14 protein-coding genes are annotated in these 18,121 nt (G+C 45.2%); 9 read left to right on the plus strand and 5 right to left on the minus strand.

The window, feature by feature from the left end; all coding sequences use genetic code 11:
- Positions 1-120 precede the first annotated feature (120 nt).
- Together DW025_RS09635 and DW025_RS09640 are read right to left on the minus strand one after the other, a co-directional pair.
- Positions 121-1,194: an undecaprenyldiphospho-muramoylpentapeptide beta-N-acetylglucosaminyltransferase gene (locus tag DW025_RS09635; RefSeq protein WP_118017004.1), complete on the minus strand. Its 1,074-nt coding sequence runs from the start codon at positions 1,192-1,194 to the stop codon at positions 121-123.
- 20 nt (positions 1,195-1,214) lie between these two features.
- Positions 1,215-1,463: a TIGR03905 family TSCPD domain-containing protein gene (locus DW025_RS09640; RefSeq protein ID WP_015534506.1), complete on the minus strand. Its 249-nt coding sequence runs from the start codon at positions 1,461-1,463 to the stop codon at positions 1,215-1,217.
- A gap of 253 nt (positions 1,464-1,716) precedes the next feature.
- Between DW025_RS09640 and DW025_RS09645 the strand changes: the two genes are divergently transcribed.
- Positions 1,717-2,394: a hypothetical protein gene (locus tag DW025_RS09645; protein ID WP_119999711.1), complete on the plus strand. Its 678-nt coding sequence runs from the start codon at positions 1,717-1,719 to the stop codon at positions 2,392-2,394.
- An 84-nt stretch (positions 2,395-2,478) separates the two neighbouring features.
- A complete protein-coding gene (locus tag DW025_RS09650; RefSeq protein WP_243104960.1) occupies positions 2,479-3,459 on the plus strand; it encodes a polysaccharide deacetylase family protein in 981 nt (326 codons plus the stop codon).
- 31 nt (positions 3,460-3,490) lie between these two features.
- Here DW025_RS09650 and DW025_RS09655 read toward each other — a convergent pair whose 3' ends face one another.
- Positions 3,491-4,294 carry a MerR family transcriptional regulator gene (locus DW025_RS09655; RefSeq protein ID WP_117550028.1) on the minus strand — a complete coding sequence of 268 codons (804 nt, stop codon included), beginning with the start codon at positions 4,292-4,294 and terminating at the stop codon, positions 3,491-3,493.
- Positions 4,295-4,509: 215 nt separating this feature from the next.
- On the opposite strand from DW025_RS09655, the gene DW025_RS09660 reads away from it, so the two are divergent.
- From DW025_RS09660 to DW025_RS09690, 7 genes are all read left to right on the plus strand, one after another.
- A complete protein-coding gene (locus DW025_RS09660) occupies positions 4,510-8,811 on the plus strand; it encodes an MBG domain-containing protein (protein WP_119999713.1) in 4,302 nt (1,433 codons plus the stop codon).
- Positions 8,812-8,959: 148 nt separating this feature from the next.
- Positions 8,960-10,315: a glucose-6-phosphate isomerase gene (locus DW025_RS09665; protein WP_004852292.1), complete on the plus strand. Its 1,356-nt coding sequence runs from the start codon at positions 8,960-8,962 to the stop codon at positions 10,313-10,315.
- Positions 10,316-10,495: 180 nt separating this feature from the next.
- A complete protein-coding gene (locus DW025_RS09670; RefSeq protein ID WP_119999715.1) occupies positions 10,496-12,634 on the plus strand; it encodes a DHH family phosphoesterase in 2,139 nt (712 codons plus the stop codon).
- A 3-nt stretch (positions 12,635-12,637) separates the two neighbouring features.
- Positions 12,638-13,084: a 50S ribosomal protein L9 gene (rplI, locus tag DW025_RS09675; RefSeq protein ID WP_015534512.1), complete on the plus strand. Its 447-nt coding sequence runs from the start codon at positions 12,638-12,640 to the stop codon at positions 13,082-13,084.
- A gap of 16 nt (positions 13,085-13,100) precedes the next feature.
- The gene (gene dnaB / locus DW025_RS09680; protein ID WP_015534513.1) at positions 13,101-14,432 is read left to right on the plus strand and encodes a replicative DNA helicase; all 1,332 of its coding nucleotides are present in this window, start codon (positions 13,101-13,103) and stop codon (positions 14,430-14,432) included.
- Between the two features lie 30 nt (positions 14,433-14,462).
- On the plus strand, positions 14,463-15,626 hold the full coding sequence (gene fabV / locus DW025_RS09685; RefSeq protein ID WP_117874376.1) for an enoyl-ACP reductase FabV: 1,164 nt from the start codon (positions 14,463-14,465) through the stop codon (positions 15,624-15,626).
- Between the two features lie 128 nt (positions 15,627-15,754).
- Positions 15,755-16,417, plus strand: a complete 663-nt coding sequence (locus DW025_RS09690; protein WP_117874377.1) for an HAD hydrolase-like protein — start codon at positions 15,755-15,757, stop codon at positions 16,415-16,417.
- Positions 16,418-16,862: 445 nt separating this feature from the next.
- Here the strand turns inward: DW025_RS09690 and DW025_RS09695 are convergent, their stop codons facing one another.
- On the minus strand, positions 16,863-17,447 hold the full coding sequence (locus DW025_RS09695; RefSeq protein WP_015534516.1) for a rhomboid family intramembrane serine protease: 585 nt from the start codon (positions 17,445-17,447) through the stop codon (positions 16,863-16,865).
- Positions 17,448-17,516: 69 nt separating this feature from the next.
- On the minus strand, positions 17,517-18,119 hold the full coding sequence (locus DW025_RS09700; protein WP_015534517.1) for a transglutaminase-like domain-containing protein: 603 nt from the start codon (positions 18,117-18,119) through the stop codon (positions 17,517-17,519).
- Between the last annotated feature and the right edge of the window lie 2 nt (positions 18,120-18,121).

Raw genomic sequence — 18,121 nt, forward strand, 5'->3', positions numbered from 1 at the left:
ACGCATAAAAATACCCTCCTTACTGGTTGTCCAGTAAAGAGGGTACATATCAACTATGATTTAGACGGTGTGGAGTTTTATTTTGCCTTTTTATAATTGCTTTTGCAGATCTTATGCAGATCAGTCGTGGCCGTTTACGAGATCCTCTATCATGTTGATGATGATTCCCGTTGAGTCGGTCAGGTTGCTGGACTCCATAGCCTGGATATATTTCTCTTTGTTGTTGTACACTTCATTTATTCCGGCGAACAGAGACTCTGTGTTAAGCTCTTCCTCCTGGATCACATAGCTGTATCCGCTCTTCTCAAATGACTGGGCGTTGAGAATCTGATCACCTCTTGATGCAGCCTTTGACAGAGGAATGAGGATGTTCGGTTTTCTGAGTGCGAGAAGCTCACAGATGGCATTGGCTCCTGCACGTGAGATGATGATATCGCACAGTGCAAGCATGCTTGCAAGTTCCTTCTTTACATATTCGTACTGGACATAGCCCTTCTTATCCTTGAGGGATTCATCCAGATTGTCCTTGCCGCACAGGTGGATGACGTTGAAGGTCTCCAGAAGACGGTCGATATTGTCTCTTATTGCGTTGTTGATTATGACGCTTCCTGAACTTCCACCCACGATAAGGAGAACAGGCTTGTTGTCAGTGAAACCACAGTAGTTATATGCAAATGCGGAATCGCCGCGGAAAAGTTCCTCTCTGATAGGGGTTCCGGTTACGACTGCCTTGCCCTCAGGGAAGAGATCCTTTGTCTCAGGAAAGTTACAGCATACCTTTGTCGCCTTTGGAAGGGCGAGCTTATTTGCAAGGCCGGGAGTCATATCTGATTCGTGTATCACCACAGGGATACCTGCTGAGTGTGCGGCAAATACCACAGGGACTGTGACAAATCCTCCCTTTGAGAATACTACATCAGGCTTGAGCTCTTTCATGAGCTTCTTTGCTTCAGATATTCCTTTAAGTACCTTGAACGGATCTGAGAAGTTCTTCATTGAGAAGTATCTTCTGAGCTTTCCTGAAGCTATGCCGTGATAAGGGATGCCCATATCTTCTATAAGCTTTTTCTCCATGCCGTCATATGAACCGATGTACTGGATGTCATATCCGTGCTTCTTCAGCTCCGGCATAAGTGCCATGTTTGGTGTGACATGACCTGCTGTACCGCCGCCTGTCAATATAATTCTCTTCATAATGATTGTTAATCCTCCTGTTACTGTGCTGAAGCCAGATACTGCTTGAGTGCCTGAGCCAGTTGATCCGGGCATGAAGTCGGCTTGAAACCGCAGGTTGTACCCTCGAGTCTGGCGATGACGTCCTCTGGCTTCATGCCTTCTACGAGAGCTCCGATACCCTTGAGGTTACCATTGCATCCTCCGGTGAACTTTACATCATGCAGCCTGCCATCGATGACGTCAAAGTTGATCTCGACAGAGCAGGTTCCTTTAGTCTTATAAACCATAACAATACCTCTTTTCTATTGTACTTAACCAATCATTTTAATATTCGCTGATACATTCTAAGATGTATGTATCCTGCTTTTTTCATCTTGAAGTATATCAAAAGAGCATGCAAAAGACAAACATTTGTCGAGCGAAAATAATTGTATACCCCGGAATGTCGCTCATATAATACTACCATCCGGACCGGCCAAACGGATGTGGGGTTAAGCCCTGACAGGATATGATCGAATAATTGAAAAGAGAGGGAAAACTATGTTTGAAATTTTGTTGAATCAGAATGTGTGTATGTATGTGATGATAGTGTGTGGGTGTATAGGGCTGACAGGACGGGCTGTGATGAGCAGTTATCTTGCAAGACTGGCAAAGGCGGCTGAGCGCATGGGAACGACGCGGAAAAAACCATTGATGGAGATGCGCAGGCGGTATGAGGATATAACATCGCTGGATGTGAACATACATGACACTGCCGCATTTGTGGACAAGTACATAGACAGGCTGAAGATAGGTTTTATACCGATAAATGTGTGGAATGGATTTGTAAAAAATATGGGACTCGTCGTTGCGGGGACAGGCATATTTGCGGCGGTATATCAATATTATGTAGTAGGCGATGGACCGGAGGCACTGAAAATGTGCGTGTGCGGTCTGGCAACATATATGCTTCTCATGGCGGCACACAATCAGTGGAACTGTGCATGGCACATGCGGGCTCTCAGGGACAGCGTGAAAAATTATCTCAGCAACAGCCTGTCGAACAGACTCCGAAAGGAGGAAAAGAAGGCGGAGGCTCCGGAACTTCAGGTTGCGTGCAGCTCAGCTGATGAGGGGATAGAGAAAAAGAAGGTTAAGAAAAAACAATCCCGGAATGGGGCGGCGGATTATGATGTTCTTCTGGATGGGATCATGAAGAAGATGCTGGCGGATGGATAACCGGCGAGTGGACATGTGCAGGTGGGCTGCAGATGAAATGCGGGTGAAAACAGCCTGTATGAGCCAATAAATTCAGGATGGTAGATGGTGAGAAAGCTGTACTTGATAGCAGGACTGTATGCTGCCTGCGTGATTGGAGCCGTGCTCAGCGGATGCTCCATATATGACAAGGAGGATCTGTCCAAGATGGTGGCGACTCCGGGGGACGCAGAGTGTCAGGCGGACGGTGCGAAGAATGGGGAAGGTGATGCGGAAGGAAAAGAAAAATCGGGAGACAAGACGGAAGATGCGGAGAGTAACACGGACACAGACGGGGAGAGTCAGGATGAGGATATGACCAGACTCAGGGATTACAGCCAGATATCGACAAAGAAATATTCATGGTACATAGTGCGGGACAAAAATCATGGAATGAGTGGCTGTGACAACAGCTTTCCGCTGGAGCAGTACGATGCGTTCTACGTGGACAGAGTGTGTGCTGAGAAGAATGAAAAGGTGATGTATCTGACATTTGACTGTGGGTACGAGAACGGATATACAGAGCAGATGCTGGATGTGCTCAAAAAGCACAATGCAAAGGGCTGCTTCTTCGTGACGATGACTTATATAAGGGACAATCCGGATATAGTGAAGAGGATGAAGGAGGATGGTCATCAGGTGGGAAACCACACGGTTCATCATCCGTGTATGCCGGAGAAGACTGTGGAGGAGCAGAAAAATGAACTCAGAGAGTGTTCGGATTTTATGAAGAGTGAAACGGGTTATGATATGGATATGTATTTCAGGCCGCCTTGCGGTGAGTACAGTGAACAGGTTCTGCAGCTGGCCAAGGATATGGGGTACAAGACCATATTCTGGAGTATGGCTTACCTTGATTATGATGTGAACAATCAGCCAGGAGCGGATTATGTCATTGATCATTTTGCGAAATATCATCATCCGGGAGCCATTCCGCTCATACACAATGTGTCGTCGTCAAATGCGCAGGCACTTGATACGGTTCTCACAAACCTGGAGAAGGAGGGATATGAGTTCAGGTCTTTGAATGAGATGAAAATTGAATAGTAGTATCAGAAACAGAAGCTCTCTGCGCGGATCATGCCGATCCGAACGGAGAGCTTTTGCGTATTGGCAGTGCGATCTGTGTGATATAAGCATCTTTATTTGCTCCGTGGGTTGGAGGACCCTCCATAAACGAATTGCGAAAATAACCACAGGTAGCAAGATTGTTTTCTTTTGCATAGTCCAATAGTTTCTTCTGGACAGTGTCAAAATTTTCGTATGGACCACGATGGTATATACAGATAGCTGCAGTCTGTGGAAGTTTTTTTATGTGTTCGTCATTGGTGTCAGGATCTGCTGCGACAGGTATGACATATCTTCCGGCTGATGCTGACTCGATAAAAACCTCTGTACACATTTTGCCTGTGGTGTCCAGTTGATATTTTTTTGTTGCCTCGATAAAGGTCTTGCGCAGATCTTCAGTTTTTCTGGCCAGATCAGAGTCTTTGAACTCCTGACAAAATGCAGTGAATGAGGGAAGAGTGGTAAAATGGATCTCCGGTTCTGATGTCTGGGACTGACGCAGCTGAAGCTGGGCTATGCACAGATCCAGCTGGGAACGGAGCGCAGTCATACGTTCAATGACATCCTCAAGCTTTTCGGTATTATTGAAGTACTTGTTAATCTCGGATAGCGATAATCCTAGTCCCTGAAGAACTTTTATAATTCGTATATGTACGATGTTATCGGCAGAGTAGTAGCGGAAACCGCTGCTCTCATTTTTGTATGCGGGTGTCAGAAGCCCCAGGTCTTCGTAGTTTAACAGCATTCTTCTTGTCACTCCAAGCATTTTGGTGACTTCGCCAATTTGATATAGATTTTTATTTGCGTGATTCATATGATTCCCCTTCTCTTAAAAATAGACAAAAAAAATTGTGAATATTGCATAAATACCGCAAAAATATTGTTGACTTGAACATTGATGTACGAATTATAATTATCATAAATTGTTAAAGGAAAAGAGTCAAGAATTAACAGGAGGTAATGGTTGCAGAGAGAAAACATTAACGGACACACGAAAAAGAGGTTTTATTGAGAAAGAGAGGGAAGTGTATGAAAGAAAGAATTCTATGCAGAAAAGTTATGGCATGGCTCATGACAGCTTTCATGGTCATAACGTGTTTGATTTCGATAGGTGGTAAGAATACTGCCTACGCAGCGGCTATGGAGAATATCAAGGTAACAGACGTGGATATAAGCACAGATGGACATATGAGAGGTCTCAAGTGGGGGTGGACAACCAGCGGTTATGCCAGCGCGAGTTGCAAGCTTGGCATTCAGTCTGAGAAGTTCACGACTGGAGATCTCACAAACTTTGGTGATTATCTGAGCAGCCATAGGTACAGTGGATGGGCGAGTGCCGAGTCACCTGAAGGCTGCGGATTTAAAGGCTGGATAACAGAGAACTCGTTCTCAAGGAGTTCAGGTACATATGACAGAACGGATACCATTTCCGGAGAGGGAATAGATATGGGTACCACGGGTGTGTATTATCTGTATACGTGGACATATTATAATGGTTATGTATTCCCTGATATTTACATAGGAAGTATTGATCTGAATGCTGGCAAGATCGTGGACGCCAGCGGCAATGAAATAACATTTCAGATCGGTGGCTTTTCAGGCGGAGGCAATACAGATCCTTCGGAGGAAGAAGTTGTATTCATGAACAATGGATATCCATATGGCAAGAATATGACGAATAGTTCAATCACTCTCGTTATGGACGTGACAGGGGAAGCTGCAACATATCAGTGGCAGAGCGCAACCAGTAAGCGTGGACCATTTACAGATATTGAAGGTGCAAATGGAAGTACATATACGTTCACCCCGACTCATGGATACTGGTACAGGTGCGTGGTGGATGGTACAGCCAGCAGAGCGGTAAAGGCAGTTATCCCTACCAGTGACAATGGAAATACGTGGACAAAGCCAAATACTTGCTGGTATATAAGCAATGGAGTTATGGCCTATATGGCCAATGGCAATGGGTTTGATATTGTTGGCTTGTATACCAAGGACGGAAAGAACTATATGCTTGGAACAAGCTACGACAAAGTATGGAGATTGTACAGCAGAAGCGATTCAGAGCCTTCAGCAGAAACGGCTACATCACAAGTATCTGTGGCTTCGCTTGCAGCTCTAAGATTGTCGTTTGATCCTATGAATACTCACGATCTGATTTTTGATGCTGAACTTGGTGAGGGACAGCACTCATTCGCTATAGGAGCTGACGCGAATATTGGAAATGAAATTACAAGCTCTGACAGTGCAGATGAAGCGGTGCTTGCTGCCACTGTCAAGAATGGTGAATTACAGCAGATAGCGATGATGGGAGTTGCTAAAGCGGCGGATGCGGCAGATGATACTCCATCATTTGTTCTTGCCCCTATAACACAGGCAAGTAATTACTGGATCGGGGGCTATGATTCCAGAAGAATATTTGAGTACAATACAGGTTCATCAAGCTACATAAAGGAAACTGCTGAAATAAATGGTCAGAATGCTGCATCCCTGGTTGAAGGAATAGATTCGGGATTGACAATGTCATGGACAAATGTTGAAGATGGCGGACATATAGGTTTCAAATTCAGCGTTGGAGCGGTGGCTGATGTAGGAGCAGTTACAGGACAGGTTGATTATATAACAGAAAATCTGACAGATCTTGATGGCGATACTTCATATATCATCACTGTTGATGGCGAGTCATATGAAATTGTGAGTGATATGTATGGTGATATAGCCCTTGAGGGAACAGATGATAACGACGTATCATATAGTTTGTTTGGTAAAAATATAAGTATCAGCAAGAAGGACAGTCAGGATACACCTGCTGATATAACTGTTGCAGCAAGACCGGAGGCGCCATCTGCACCGAAGACTCTTGCAGACATACAGAATCCAACACCAGCTGATATGGAAAGTGCTGCAGACGGCGAAGGCATTGAGATAGTAAGCGTGACTGGTGATTCTGTGACAGTAAGCCCACTTGGCGGACAGCAGTATCAGTATTCGATGGATGGAGCGGCCTGGACAGTTCTCGATGATCTGAATGTGTCAGATAATTATGTTATCTCAGGACTTGAAGAGAATCAGAGGGTATATGTTCGCACAAGATACGTGGCTAATACGACAAGACCAGCTTCATTGTGGTCAGATGCCAAGGCAGTCTCACGTGACCTGATCGCCGGAGTAACTGCGGAAGATACAACCTGCACTTATGATGGATTGATACATAGCCCATCTGTTACAATTGCAGATGGCATGGATGGAGCTTCTATCAGTTATTCATTGGCAGCAGATGAGCCGTACACACAGACGGTTCCAGAACTTAAAAATGCCGGAACATATAAGGTGTATTACCTTGTTACAGCAGATGAGTGTTCACCGGTATTTGGCGATGTGACTGTGACTATCGAAAAGAAAACGATCACAGCGGATAAGGTAATTGTTGATGAAAATGCATATATACAGGGAATCCAGTTCTCAGGATTGCTGGATGGAGATGAACTTGTATATGACGAGGATTATACTGTAGTACTGTGGGACGTTACACCTGGAATAGAGACGGTTGTAACTACATACAGATTTGGGCTTGCAACTACGGGTAATGCAGCCAATTACATGCTTCAGAACAAGTCATGGGATATGGTTCATTATCATGACTGGACGTATGAGATAAAAGAAGGCCACAGTAACAAGATAATTGCATATTGCAATGAAACTGAGAATCCGGCACACTGCGCATATCAGGGCAGAAACGAGGCGGTCAGCTGTACTGTGACAGCAGAAAGCAGAGCGTATGACGGCACAGAATATGCAGGTGCAGTTGTTAATAACTGGATAACAGAGAAGACCGGAGAGGCTGCTGTTACATATTATGAGGGAACAGGTGATACCGATTATCCGGAAAATGAGAATGCGCCGGTAAATGCAGGTACTTATAAGTTTGTTGTGAAGATAGCTGATGTTACGGCTTATGCAGAATTTGAAATAAAGAGACTTGATCAGAATGTTGAATTTGATGTAATCGATTACACATTTGGCGACAGTGTAGAGGCTCCAGAGGTTACAGGAGCACAAGAGGATCCTGTTATAGAGTATTACTACACAACAGAGAACAGCAACACAGATGGTACATTGTGGGAGAACTCCAGATCAGCAGATCCGGGCACATATTATATGTATGCCAAGGTTTGTGCTACAACCAATTACAATGAGTATGTAACACAACCGGTTCAGTTCACAGTTGCAAAGAGAGAGATAATTCCAGCAGCAACAACTCTCAAAGTAGGCAAGGTGGCAGCAAAGACATATGGAGGTGCAAAGTTTGCCCTCAATGTGAAGTGCAGTAGAAATGACAAGAAAACATTTACAAGCAGCAATACAAAGGTTGTCAAGGTGGATGGCACAGGCAAGGTAACTATAGTTGGTGCAGGCAAGGCGGTTGTGACAGTATCCGTTGCGGCAAATCAGAACTATAAGGCAGCAGCTGCAAAGGTTGCGATCACGGTAAATCCAAAAGCCATCAGAGTAACTGCAAATGACGCATCTAAGTATGAAGGCAAGGCGGATCCGAAGTTTACATTTACAGCGGAGGGACTTGTTGGCAAGGATAAGCTTACAGGAATTGTTCTCAAGAGAGCTGCTGGTGAGAAGTCCGGAACATACACGATCACAGCAAGCCAGAAGAAGGGTGCAAATCCAAACTACAATATAACATTTGCCATTGGCCGTCTTGTTATAAAGAAATCTCCAAATGTTGAACCTAGTGGAACAGAACTCTATAAGAAGACACTTCCGTTCTTCCTTATGAAAGGAAAGGGAACAGGAACAAGAATAGATCTGACATGGGATAAGGTCAAAGGTGCAACAGGATATGATGTATACTGGTCATATTGTAATGGAAAGAACAACTTCAATAAGCTTGCTAATGTACCGAAGTCCCAGAAATATGCCGATAAGAACCTCAATAATAAGAGAGAATACAAGTATTTTACAGTCGCATACAAGATGTCGGGTGGCAAGAAGGTATATCTCGGCAGGACAAATACAGTCCATGTTGCAATGCCTCAAGCATCAAAGACAAATGTCCTGAAAGTTACTGTGAACAAGACCAAGGTTAACCTTGCAAAAGGTAAAACATTTAAGATCACCAAGAAGGTTAAGCTTGAGAATCCAAAGAAGAAGGCGTTAAACCATCTTACGAAGAAGGAAAGGTTCATAACATCCAATGCAAAGGTGGCAACCGTTTCATCTGCAGGAGTTATAAAGGCAGTGCGTAAGGGCACATGTACGGTTTATGTAATGTCTGAAAATGGTGTTTGTGCAAAGATCAAAGTGACGGTTAAGTAGTGCTTTAGACATGGTTATAATTGAAAACTCCTCCAAACCGGTTGTGGCTTTGGGGGAGTTTTTTGAGATTAATAGTTGATTATGGTATACCTATTTGCTAAAATTGATTCAATGTGAAAAATTTAATACAAGTAAGGAGAGAAAACAAATGGCACAGACAGTAAGTTTCGATTTTAAGAATGCAAAAGCCATGGCTACAGACGCTGATATCGCAGCAATCAAGGATCAGGTAGTAGCTGCAAAGGCAACACTTGTAAACAAGACCGGTGAGGGAAATGATTTCCTTGGATGGATCGACCTTCCAGTAGACTATGACAAGGAAGAGTTTGCGAGAATCAAGAAGGCAGCAGCTAAGATCCAGGCAGATTCAGACGTGCTTGTAGTAATCGGTATCGGTGGTTCTTACCTGGGTGCAAGAGCAGCCATCGAAGCTTTAAGACACAGCTTTTATAATTCAGTTGACAAGTCAATCCGTAAGACTCCTGAGATCTACTATGCAGGATCAAATATCAGCAGCACATACATGGCTCATCTGCTTCAGGTGATCGGTGACAGAGATTTCTCTATCAACATCATCTCCAAGTCGGGTACAACAACAGAGCCTGGTATCGCTTCAAGAATCTTCAAGAAGAAGCTTGTTGAGAAGTATGGCAAGGAGGGCGCAGCAAAGAGAATCTACGCCACAACGGACAAGGCAAAGGGCGCTCTCAAGACACTTGCAACAGAGGAAGGCTATGAGACATTTGTAGTTCCTGATGATGTAGGAGGACGTTTCTCAGTTCTCACAGCAGTTGGTCTTCTGCCAATAGCAGTAAGCGGTGCTGATATAGATAAGCTTATGGAAGGCGCAGCTTCAGCAAGAAAGGATTGTCTTGCACAGGACTTCGACGATTCAGATGCTATGAAGTACGCAGCAGTAAGAAATGTACTGTACAACAAGGGTAAGTCAATCGAGATCCTTGCTAACTTTGAGCCGGCACTCCACTATGTATCAGAGTGGTGGAAGCAGCTCTACGGCGAGAGCGAGGGTAAGGATGGCAAGGGACTTTTCCCAACAGCTACGGACTTTACAACAGACCTTCATTCACTTGGACAGTTCATCCAGCAGGGTTCACAGAACCATTTCGAGACAGTTATCAATGTTGTTAATCCAACATGTGAGATCGTTATGGAGGCTGAGGACTCAGATCTTGATGGACTTAACTATCTTGCAGGCAAGACAGTTGATTTCGCCAACAAGAGTGCCATGAACGGAACTATCCTTGCACACGCAGATGGTGGAATTCCTATCATCCAGATCAACATCGACAAGATTGATGAGTTCACTCTCGGTGAGCTATTCTACACATTTGAGTTTGCATGTGGTGTGAGTGGATACACACTTGGTGTAAATCCATTCAATCAGCCAGGTGTTGAGAGCTACAAGAAGAACATGTTCGCTCTTCTCGGCAAGCCGGGCAACGAGGAGCTTGGCAAGGAGCTTCTTGCAAGAATCAACGGTTAATAGATCTTTACAGATTAATATATAAGAGATGCAGGTGTGTTTTGCCACACCTGCATTTTTTTGCAATTCTATATTTCTTGTAATCAGAATCGCACAATGTTATACTTATGAAGTGTATAGGCTCAGAATTGAGCCTGATCATTTGCATTGTGAATGGAAGGATAAGAAGGGCAGTGACATATGAATGAAAAGAGAGATGTAGAGGGGCTGTACAACCGATATAGACAGGTTCCATTGTATCTGATAGGAATGTTCTGTCTGATGACAGTGTTCATGTATTTTGTCGGAATAGGAGCCGGCGTTATAGCCACCATTTTTACGGCAGTATACGGAGCGGTGAGCATTGTTGTTTTCCTGAGGATGAATGCTTTGTCCCGCGACAGATATGTGGAATTTGCCATGGAGCACGGCAAGATGCAGAAGGAGCTCATAAAGGAGTTTCCGGTTCCGTACGCATTGCTTGACGAGGATGGAAAAGTTGTGTGGGTGAACGACGAGTTCTCAGGTATAACGGAGACCAGTAAGAGAAAGCTCATGAAGCTGAATATAGTTCAGGTATTTGAGGAGGTTACCGAGGAGAGTCTTCCTTATCAGGAGGAGGTTACCGAGGGAGAGATAGCATTTAACGGAAGAGAATACCGTTATGAGATCAGACGTGTACAGGTGAATAAGGTTGAGCCTGCTATGGAAGAGACGGATGCCCAGCCGGGTGAGGCCGGCACAGACGGAGATGGGGCTGATGAGCAGAAGAAAGAGACGAAGGCTTCGCACGGTGGTTCAAGACACCACGGCAAGACGGACACCTTCCTTGCGTTCTACATGTTTGATGTGACAGTGGTGAATCAGCTCGCTCAGGAGAACCATGACCAGAAGCTGGTTGCGGGTCTCATATATATTGATAACTACGATGAGATATTTGAGTCGCTTGAGGAGGTACGACACTCTCTTCTTGTTGCCCTGGTCGACAGAAAGATTAACAAATACATGGCAAATGTCGACGCCATAGTCAAGAGCCTTGAGAAGGACAAGTACATGTTCGTGATGCCACAGAAGTATCTGGATCAGCTCAAGGAGAACAAATTTGCCCTGCTCGATGAGGTCAAGGCTATAAATATCGGAAATGATCTTCCACTTACACTCAGTATAAGTCTTGGTACTGATTATAAGAGCTTTATAGAAAACTTTGAGGCAGCGCGTTCCGCCATGGAGCTTGCTCTGGGCCGAGGCGGCGATCAGGCGGTTATCAAGTCCGCCGACAGGATCACCTACTTTGGCGGTAAGAGTCAGGGAACGGAGAAGTCCACGAGAGTTAAGGCGAGGGTTAAGACTCTTGCGTTCAAGGAGCTTCTTGAGACCAAGGAGAAGGTTATAATCATGGCCCACAAGAATCCGGACATGGATGCTTTTGGTTCAGGTATAGGAATATACAAGATGGTGACTGCGCTGGGCAAGACGGCGCATATAGTTGTAAATGAGGTGTCATCGGCCATAAGTCCGATATACGGCAATTTCACTTCGAGCAATTCCTACCCGGCAGATATGATAATCAACAACGATCAGGCGCTCAGTCTGGTCGATGACGACACGGTCGTAGTTGTGACGGATGTGAATAATCCTACGCTCACGGAGTGTGAGGAACTGCTGGCATATGCGAAGAGCATAGTGGTGTTCGATCACCACAGGCAGACAAAGGATGTCATTGCAAATGCAACACTGTCGTATATAGAGCCATTTGCGTCATCTGCATGTGAGATGATCGCAGAGATGCTCCAGTACATGGATGAGAAGATAAAGCTCAGACCTACAGAGGCGGACGCCATGTATGCCGGAATACTCATTGACACCGACAACTTCCTGAGCAAGACCGGTGTCAGAACCTTTGAGGCAGCCGCGTTCCTGAAGAGAAGCGGTGCGGATGTCATGCGAGTAAGGAAGATGTTCAGAACTGACATAGAGACCTACAGACAGAAGGCGGAGGGTGTCAGCCACGCAGAGATGGTGCTTGATGCATTTGCCATATCAATCATTACACCTGGGGATGGCCCTGAGTCGCCGGTGGTACTCACCGCCAAGATTGCAAATGAGATGCTGAACATCGCAGGTGTCAGAGCTTCATTTGTAATAGCGCAGATGGGTGCGGATGTCAAGATAAGTGCAAGAGCTATTGACGATGTCAATGTCCAGATAATCATGGAGAGAATGGGTGGCGGCGGTCATGCAAATATCGCGGCAGCTCAGTTTGAAAATGCGAAAGCAGAGGATATAAAGAAGGAGCTTGTTGAGCTCCTGAATGAGATGTATAAGGAAGGAGATATTTAGGATATGAAGGTCATATTATTACAGGATGTTAAAAGCCTTGGAAAGAAAGGCGCAATGGTAGAGGTAAATGAGGGCTACGCAAGAAATTTCATCATTCCTAAGAAGCTCGGCATGGAGGCAACTCCAAAGAATATGAATGATTTCAAGCTCCGCAAGGCTCATGAGGAGAAGGTGGCAGCAGAGAATCTTGCTGATGCCAAGGCACTTGCGGCAGAGCTTGAGAAGGCTTCAGTAACTGTTAAGATCAAGGTTGGAGAGGGCGGAAGAACATTTGGCTCAGTATCCACAAAGGAGATCTCAGATGCCATCAAGAGCCAGCTCGGCAAGGATATAGACAAGAAGAAGATCGTTATGAAGGACTCCATCAAGGCGTTAGGAAGCTTTTCAGTGAAGGTCAAGCTTCACCCTGAGGTTCAGGCAGAGCTTGCTGTAAAGGTCGAGGAAGCATAAGGAGTATAGATAAAACATGGAAGATGCATTTGCAAGAAAAAAGCTTCCCTACAATCTGGATGCCGAGAAGTCTGTTATAGGTTCCATGCTCATGGACAGAGACGCCATAGTGGAGGCGTCCGATATGCTGACCAAGGAGGATTTCTACTACGGTCAGTACGGAATATTGTTCGAGAATATGGTAGAGCTGTTCAAGGAGGGTAAGGCGGTCGATCTGGTAACCCTGAAGAACAAGCTTGAGGAGAACAATGTACCTGATGAGGTCATAAGCACCAAATCCATAGCGGAGATATTGGAGACGGTTCCGACATCGGTGAATGCCAAGCATTACGCAGAGATCGTGGCGGACAAATCCATACTCAGGAAGATGATAAAGCTGTGCGAGGAAGTGGAGAAGGACTGTTATCTTGATTCTGAGGGAGTTGAACAGCTTCTTGAACAGGCCGAGAGCGGTGTGTTCAATCTGATAAAGGAGAGGAACGGCTCCAGCAAATTTGTGGGGATCGACAGGATCGTCATGAACGTTATCGAGCAGATAGAGGAGGCTTCCAGAAAGAACACAAGAGTAACAGGTATCCCTACGGGATTCATAGATCTGGACAATATGCTCACCGGTCTCCATGGATCGGAGTTTATACTGGTGGCTGCTAGACCTGCCATGGGTAAGACGGCATTTGTCCTGAATATAGCTCACCATGTTGCCGTGCGCAAGGGAATTGCAACAGCGATATTCAACCTGGAGATGAGCAAGGAGCAGCTTGTAACGCGTATGATAGCCATGGATTCCCTGGTTGATTCCCAGAAGGTACAGACGGGACAGTTGGCTGAGGATGACTGGGATCAGGTGCTTGCCAGTGCGGAGAGTATAGCTGCCGCACCGCTGTACATAGAGGATAGTTCAGCACTCACCATATCCGAGCTGAGATCAAAATGCAGACAGCTCAAGAGCAAGAACAATCTTGGACTCATCATCATCGACTACCTGCAGCTTATGAGCACGACGGGACGAGTTGAGTCGCGACAGCAGTTCGTATCTGATATGTCGAGATCGTTGAAGATGCTTGCCAGGGAGCTGGATGTGCCTATCATAGCACTGTCACAGCTTAACCGAGAGGTTGATAAGAGACCGGATCACAAGCCTGTGCTTGCGGATCTCCGAGAGTCGGGATCTATAGAGCAGGATGCCGATGTGGTTATGTTCATATACAGAGATGATTATTACAATCCTGATACCGACAAGAAGGGTATCTCGGAGATAATCATAGCTAAACAGAGAAAAGGTGCCACCGGATCTGTGGATCTGGTATGGCTGCAGGAATACACGAAGTTTGCCAACAAAGAGCACTAAATATATTATGTTTTATAAGGAGAATTTAAAATGGTAGTTGAACCAAGAGTTAAAGATTTTATTTGTACAACAGCTCACCCGGTGGGATGCGCACAGAATGTAAAGAATCAGATCGAGTATGTCAAGTCAAAGGGAGCAGTTAAGAGCGATAACGCACCTAAGAAGGTTCTGGTGATCGGAGCGTCAACAGGATACGGACTTGCATCACGTATCGCAGTTGCATTTGGCTATGGCGCAGATACCCTCGGCGTTATGTTTGAGAAGGAGTCAAATGGACGCCGTACAGCAACCGCTGGCTTCTACAACAACAGAGCATTTGAGGAGGAGGCTCACAAGGCCGGACTCTATGCAAAGTCCATCAATGGCGACGCGTTCTCAGTCGAGATCAAGGAGCAGGTCATCGAGACCATCAAGGCAGACATGGGCAAGATAGACATGATTGTATACAGCCTGGCTGCCCCTAGAAGAACAACTCCAGATGGAACAAAGTACACATCTGTACTCAAGACGGTTGGTGAGGAGTACACCAACAAGACACTTGTACTCAAGGACAACACCATCACAGATGCACATATAACAGCGGCAAATGATGACGAGATCAATGCCACCATCAAGGTGATGGGCGGTGAGGACTGGATCGACTGGATGCAGGCACTCTCAGATGCCGGAGTTCTGGCAGATAACGTGATCACAGTTGCGTACTCATACATAGGACCAAAGATCACATTCCCTATCTACGCTGAGGGATCGATCGGACAGGCAAAGAAGGATCTGTACAAGTCAGCAGACATTATAAATGAAAAGTTCCCTAACATAAAGGCGAAGATAGCCATCAACAAGGCTCTTGTCACACAGTCAAGTGCAGCTATCCCTATCGTACCTCTGTATATCACACTTCTCTACAAAGTTATGAAAGAGAAGGGACTCCACGAGGGATGCATAGAGCAGATGCAGAGACTGTTCATGGATAAGATCCTGGATGACAGCCAGGTGGACGACAACGGATTCATCCGTATGGACGACTGGGAGATGAGAGATGATGTTCAGGAAGTTGTTGCTGAGCACTGGGATACAGTCAACAATGACAATGTCAAGGATATAGCAGACATCGATGGATACTGGGAGGATTTCTACAACATGTTCGGTTTCAAGATCGACGGTGTGGATTACTCAGCAGATGTTGATATCATGTAATATTCATGGGTAGTTTCAATATATAAATACTACAAATGCCCCACAGATTCATAGAATTTGCGGGGCATTTCGGTAAGCGCTTTTTTGGCGTGCCTGACCCATTATTTTCGCAAGGAGGAAGACGGTATATGTACAAATATTTATTATTTGATCTTGATGGAACCATCACCAAGTCTGAGAAAGGAATATTCAACTGTATAAAATACGCTCTTGACTGGGCTGGAATTCCATATCCTGAATACAGTGTATTCAGAAGCTTTATAGGACCATCACTTTATGATTCTTTCGTGAGGGAATTCGGCATGGACGACGCAAAAGCGAAAGAGATGGTTGCGAAGTACAGAGAGAGATACAACGTGGTAGGTCTCTTCGAGGCTGAGGTGTACGACGGAGTGGCAGACACTCTGCGTGCCCTTAAGGAGAAGGGCTGCATACTCTCAGTTGCAACCAGCAAGCCGACAGAGCCGACACTCCGTATCCTTGAGAAGTTCGGTGTGGGAAAATATTTTGACGTTGTAGTTGGAAGTAATCCCGACGGAACAGGATCAGACAAGAAGCACATCATATCCCAGGTCCTTGAAAGCCTCAAGAAAGATCACGGACTGACAGAAGATATGATAAAATCAAACCAGGTTGTGATGATAGGCGACAGACGCTACGACATAGAAGGTGGCAAAGCCTGTGGCCTCCAGACCATAGGAGTCCTCTACGGCTACGGCAGCAGAGAAGAATTCGAAGCAGTCGGCGCAGACAACATAGTAGAAAGCCCAGAGGAAATCCTGAATCTGTAGATAGAAAGGTAGCTTATAGTTTATAGATGTCTGTGTTGATATATATTTTTTATTAAATATCTATGATTATTTTTGTGGGATGACACTCTGGGGAACTGAATAAAAGAAAAACAGGTAAGAGTCGATATCTATAATATAGTGTGGTGTATAAAATATATTTTTCAGCGAAATATGTCAGGAGAATGATCTGAAAAGTATATATCCAACAAGATCAGGATGACATACTCTCCAGGGATATAAAAATTGGGTCTCTATATATGTAATCGATAGCGAAGACGCCTGAACTTTGCTGCTTATTGCTAAGGCGGAGCTCGCAACGCCCTTATAGCGAGCGGGAGCCGCGTGCAGATATAAGCAAAGCAAAGTGAGGTAAGTCGAGCGTGATTACATATATAGAGACCCAATTTCTGTCCCTGGAGAGTATGTCATCCGTCCGTTCGTCAGATCATCTCCTGACATTTGAGATATACCCGAAGAACGCTCCGATGATCCCCCCGATAATGTGGGTGAGATTCGACACATTGTCCTTCACAAACACTCCGTCAGCCACCTGTCCGCCGATATAAAGCACTGCAACAAGTATGAAGGTGAGCGGTATGGAGCCGTCCTTTATACATGCAAAAGAAGACAGAAGAATGTATGCGAATACCACTCCGCTGGCGCCGAGCAATGCTGTACCAGGGAAGAATATAAAATGCACGATTCCTGTCACCAGTGCGGTGGTGATGGTTACGATGAGCAGATCCTTTGAGCCGTATTTTTCCTCAAGTAGTGGGCCGATCACAAGCAGCAGCGTCATGTTGTTGATAAGGTGACTCCAGCTTGCGTGACCAAACACATGGGCAAACATGCGGATGTAGGTTAAAGGATCGGTGAGAGGGGCTCTGTATACTTCAAATAGAAGAAAGTTACTTTTGCCGCCTGTGAGGATGTTCAGGAGGTAAGCTCCCAGACAAATGAGTGCAAATGTAAGTACCACAGGTGAGTTAAAGGATATTCTTAATATGGTTTTGGATTTTGTCTTTGACATGGATCGGTTCCCCTCTTATTCATATAGTATAGAAAAATATTACCAGCGGTCATCCGCTGGTAATATTTTTTAAGCGTCATAATCTGGCATATCGTTAAAGTACATCTTGTAGAAGTTGGTACTCTGTTCGAGAACCCTCATGGTTGATGGAAGCGGTACGGCGATGAGGTCGTTGAACTCATACTCTCCGGCTGCTGAATCAATCACATGTCCCATCTGAGTCTCATTATGTGTGTAATCGGCGTTGAAACCGCCGTATTTATTGCCACGGGCATCAAGACGTATCCACTTCTTGAGATCCGGGTGATATACCGCATTAAGTGCATGCATAGCCATAAGTCCGCCCTTGTGCTTGATACGGATATAGCAGAATCCTGTATATAAGTTGTTGGCACGAAGCAGTGCTGCCAGCAAATTGGCCTTTGAATAGCTGATGCCCGTGCTGGCTTCCAGTACATCGGAAGCGCTGATAGTTATTACTGAAAAGTTGCTGTCATATGTGTGAGAAATCCTATCCCGGACAAAATAGTAACATGCCTGTATGATCTCATCACTGCTCTTGCAATCTGCAGCAAGTTCCTTTGCCTTTGCAGCAACGATAGGATTGTCATAATTTACATACTTGTCGTATTGCAAATATGCTGAATCCTTATTTCTCTGAATTAGTTGCATTG

Origin of the sequence: Coprococcus sp. AF38-1 (assembly GCF_003603945.1) — a bacterium.
In the GTDB taxonomy this organism is placed as follows: domain Bacteria; phylum Bacillota; class Clostridia; order Lachnospirales; family Lachnospiraceae; genus Coprococcus; species Coprococcus aceti.

Coding starts and splice junctions, on each gene's coding strand:
- fabV (WP_117874376.1), top strand. CDS start 14,463: ATGGTAGTTGAACCAAGAGTTAAAGATTTTATTTGTACAACAGCTCAC.
- DW025_RS09670 (WP_119999715.1), top strand. CDS start 10,496: ATGAATGAAAAGAGAGATGTAGAGGGGCTGTACAACCGATATAGACAG.
- rplI (WP_015534512.1), top strand. CDS start 12,638: ATGAAGGTCATATTATTACAGGATGTTAAAAGCCTTGGAAAGAAAGGC.
- DW025_RS09650 (WP_243104960.1), top strand. CDS start 2,479: ATGGTGAGAAAGCTGTACTTGATAGCAGGACTGTATGCTGCCTGCGTG.
- DW025_RS09635 (WP_118017004.1), bottom strand. CDS start 1,194: ATGAAGAGAATTATATTGACAGGCGGCGGTACAGCAGGTCATGTCACA.
- DW025_RS09645 (WP_119999711.1), top strand. CDS start 1,717: ATGTTTGAAATTTTGTTGAATCAGAATGTGTGTATGTATGTGATGATA.
- DW025_RS09695 (WP_015534516.1), bottom strand. CDS start 17,447: ATGTCAAAGACAAAATCCAAAACCATATTAAGAATATCCTTTAACTCA.
- DW025_RS09640 (WP_015534506.1), bottom strand. CDS start 1,463: ATGGTTTATAAGACTAAAGGAACCTGCTCTGTCGAGATCAACTTTGAC.
- dnaB (WP_015534513.1), top strand. CDS start 13,101: ATGGAAGATGCATTTGCAAGAAAAAAGCTTCCCTACAATCTGGATGCC.
- DW025_RS09665 (WP_004852292.1), top strand. CDS start 8,960: ATGGCACAGACAGTAAGTTTCGATTTTAAGAATGCAAAAGCCATGGCT.
- DW025_RS09660 (WP_119999713.1), top strand. CDS start 4,510: ATGAAAGAAAGAATTCTATGCAGAAAAGTTATGGCATGGCTCATGACA.
- DW025_RS09690 (WP_117874377.1), top strand. CDS start 15,755: ATGTACAAATATTTATTATTTGATCTTGATGGAACCATCACCAAGTCT.
- DW025_RS09655 (WP_117550028.1), bottom strand. CDS start 4,294: ATGAATCACGCAAATAAAAATCTATATCAAATTGGCGAAGTCACCAAA.
- DW025_RS09700 (WP_015534517.1), bottom strand. CDS start 18,119: ATGCAACTAATTCAGAGAAATAAGGATTCAGCATATTTGCAATACGAC.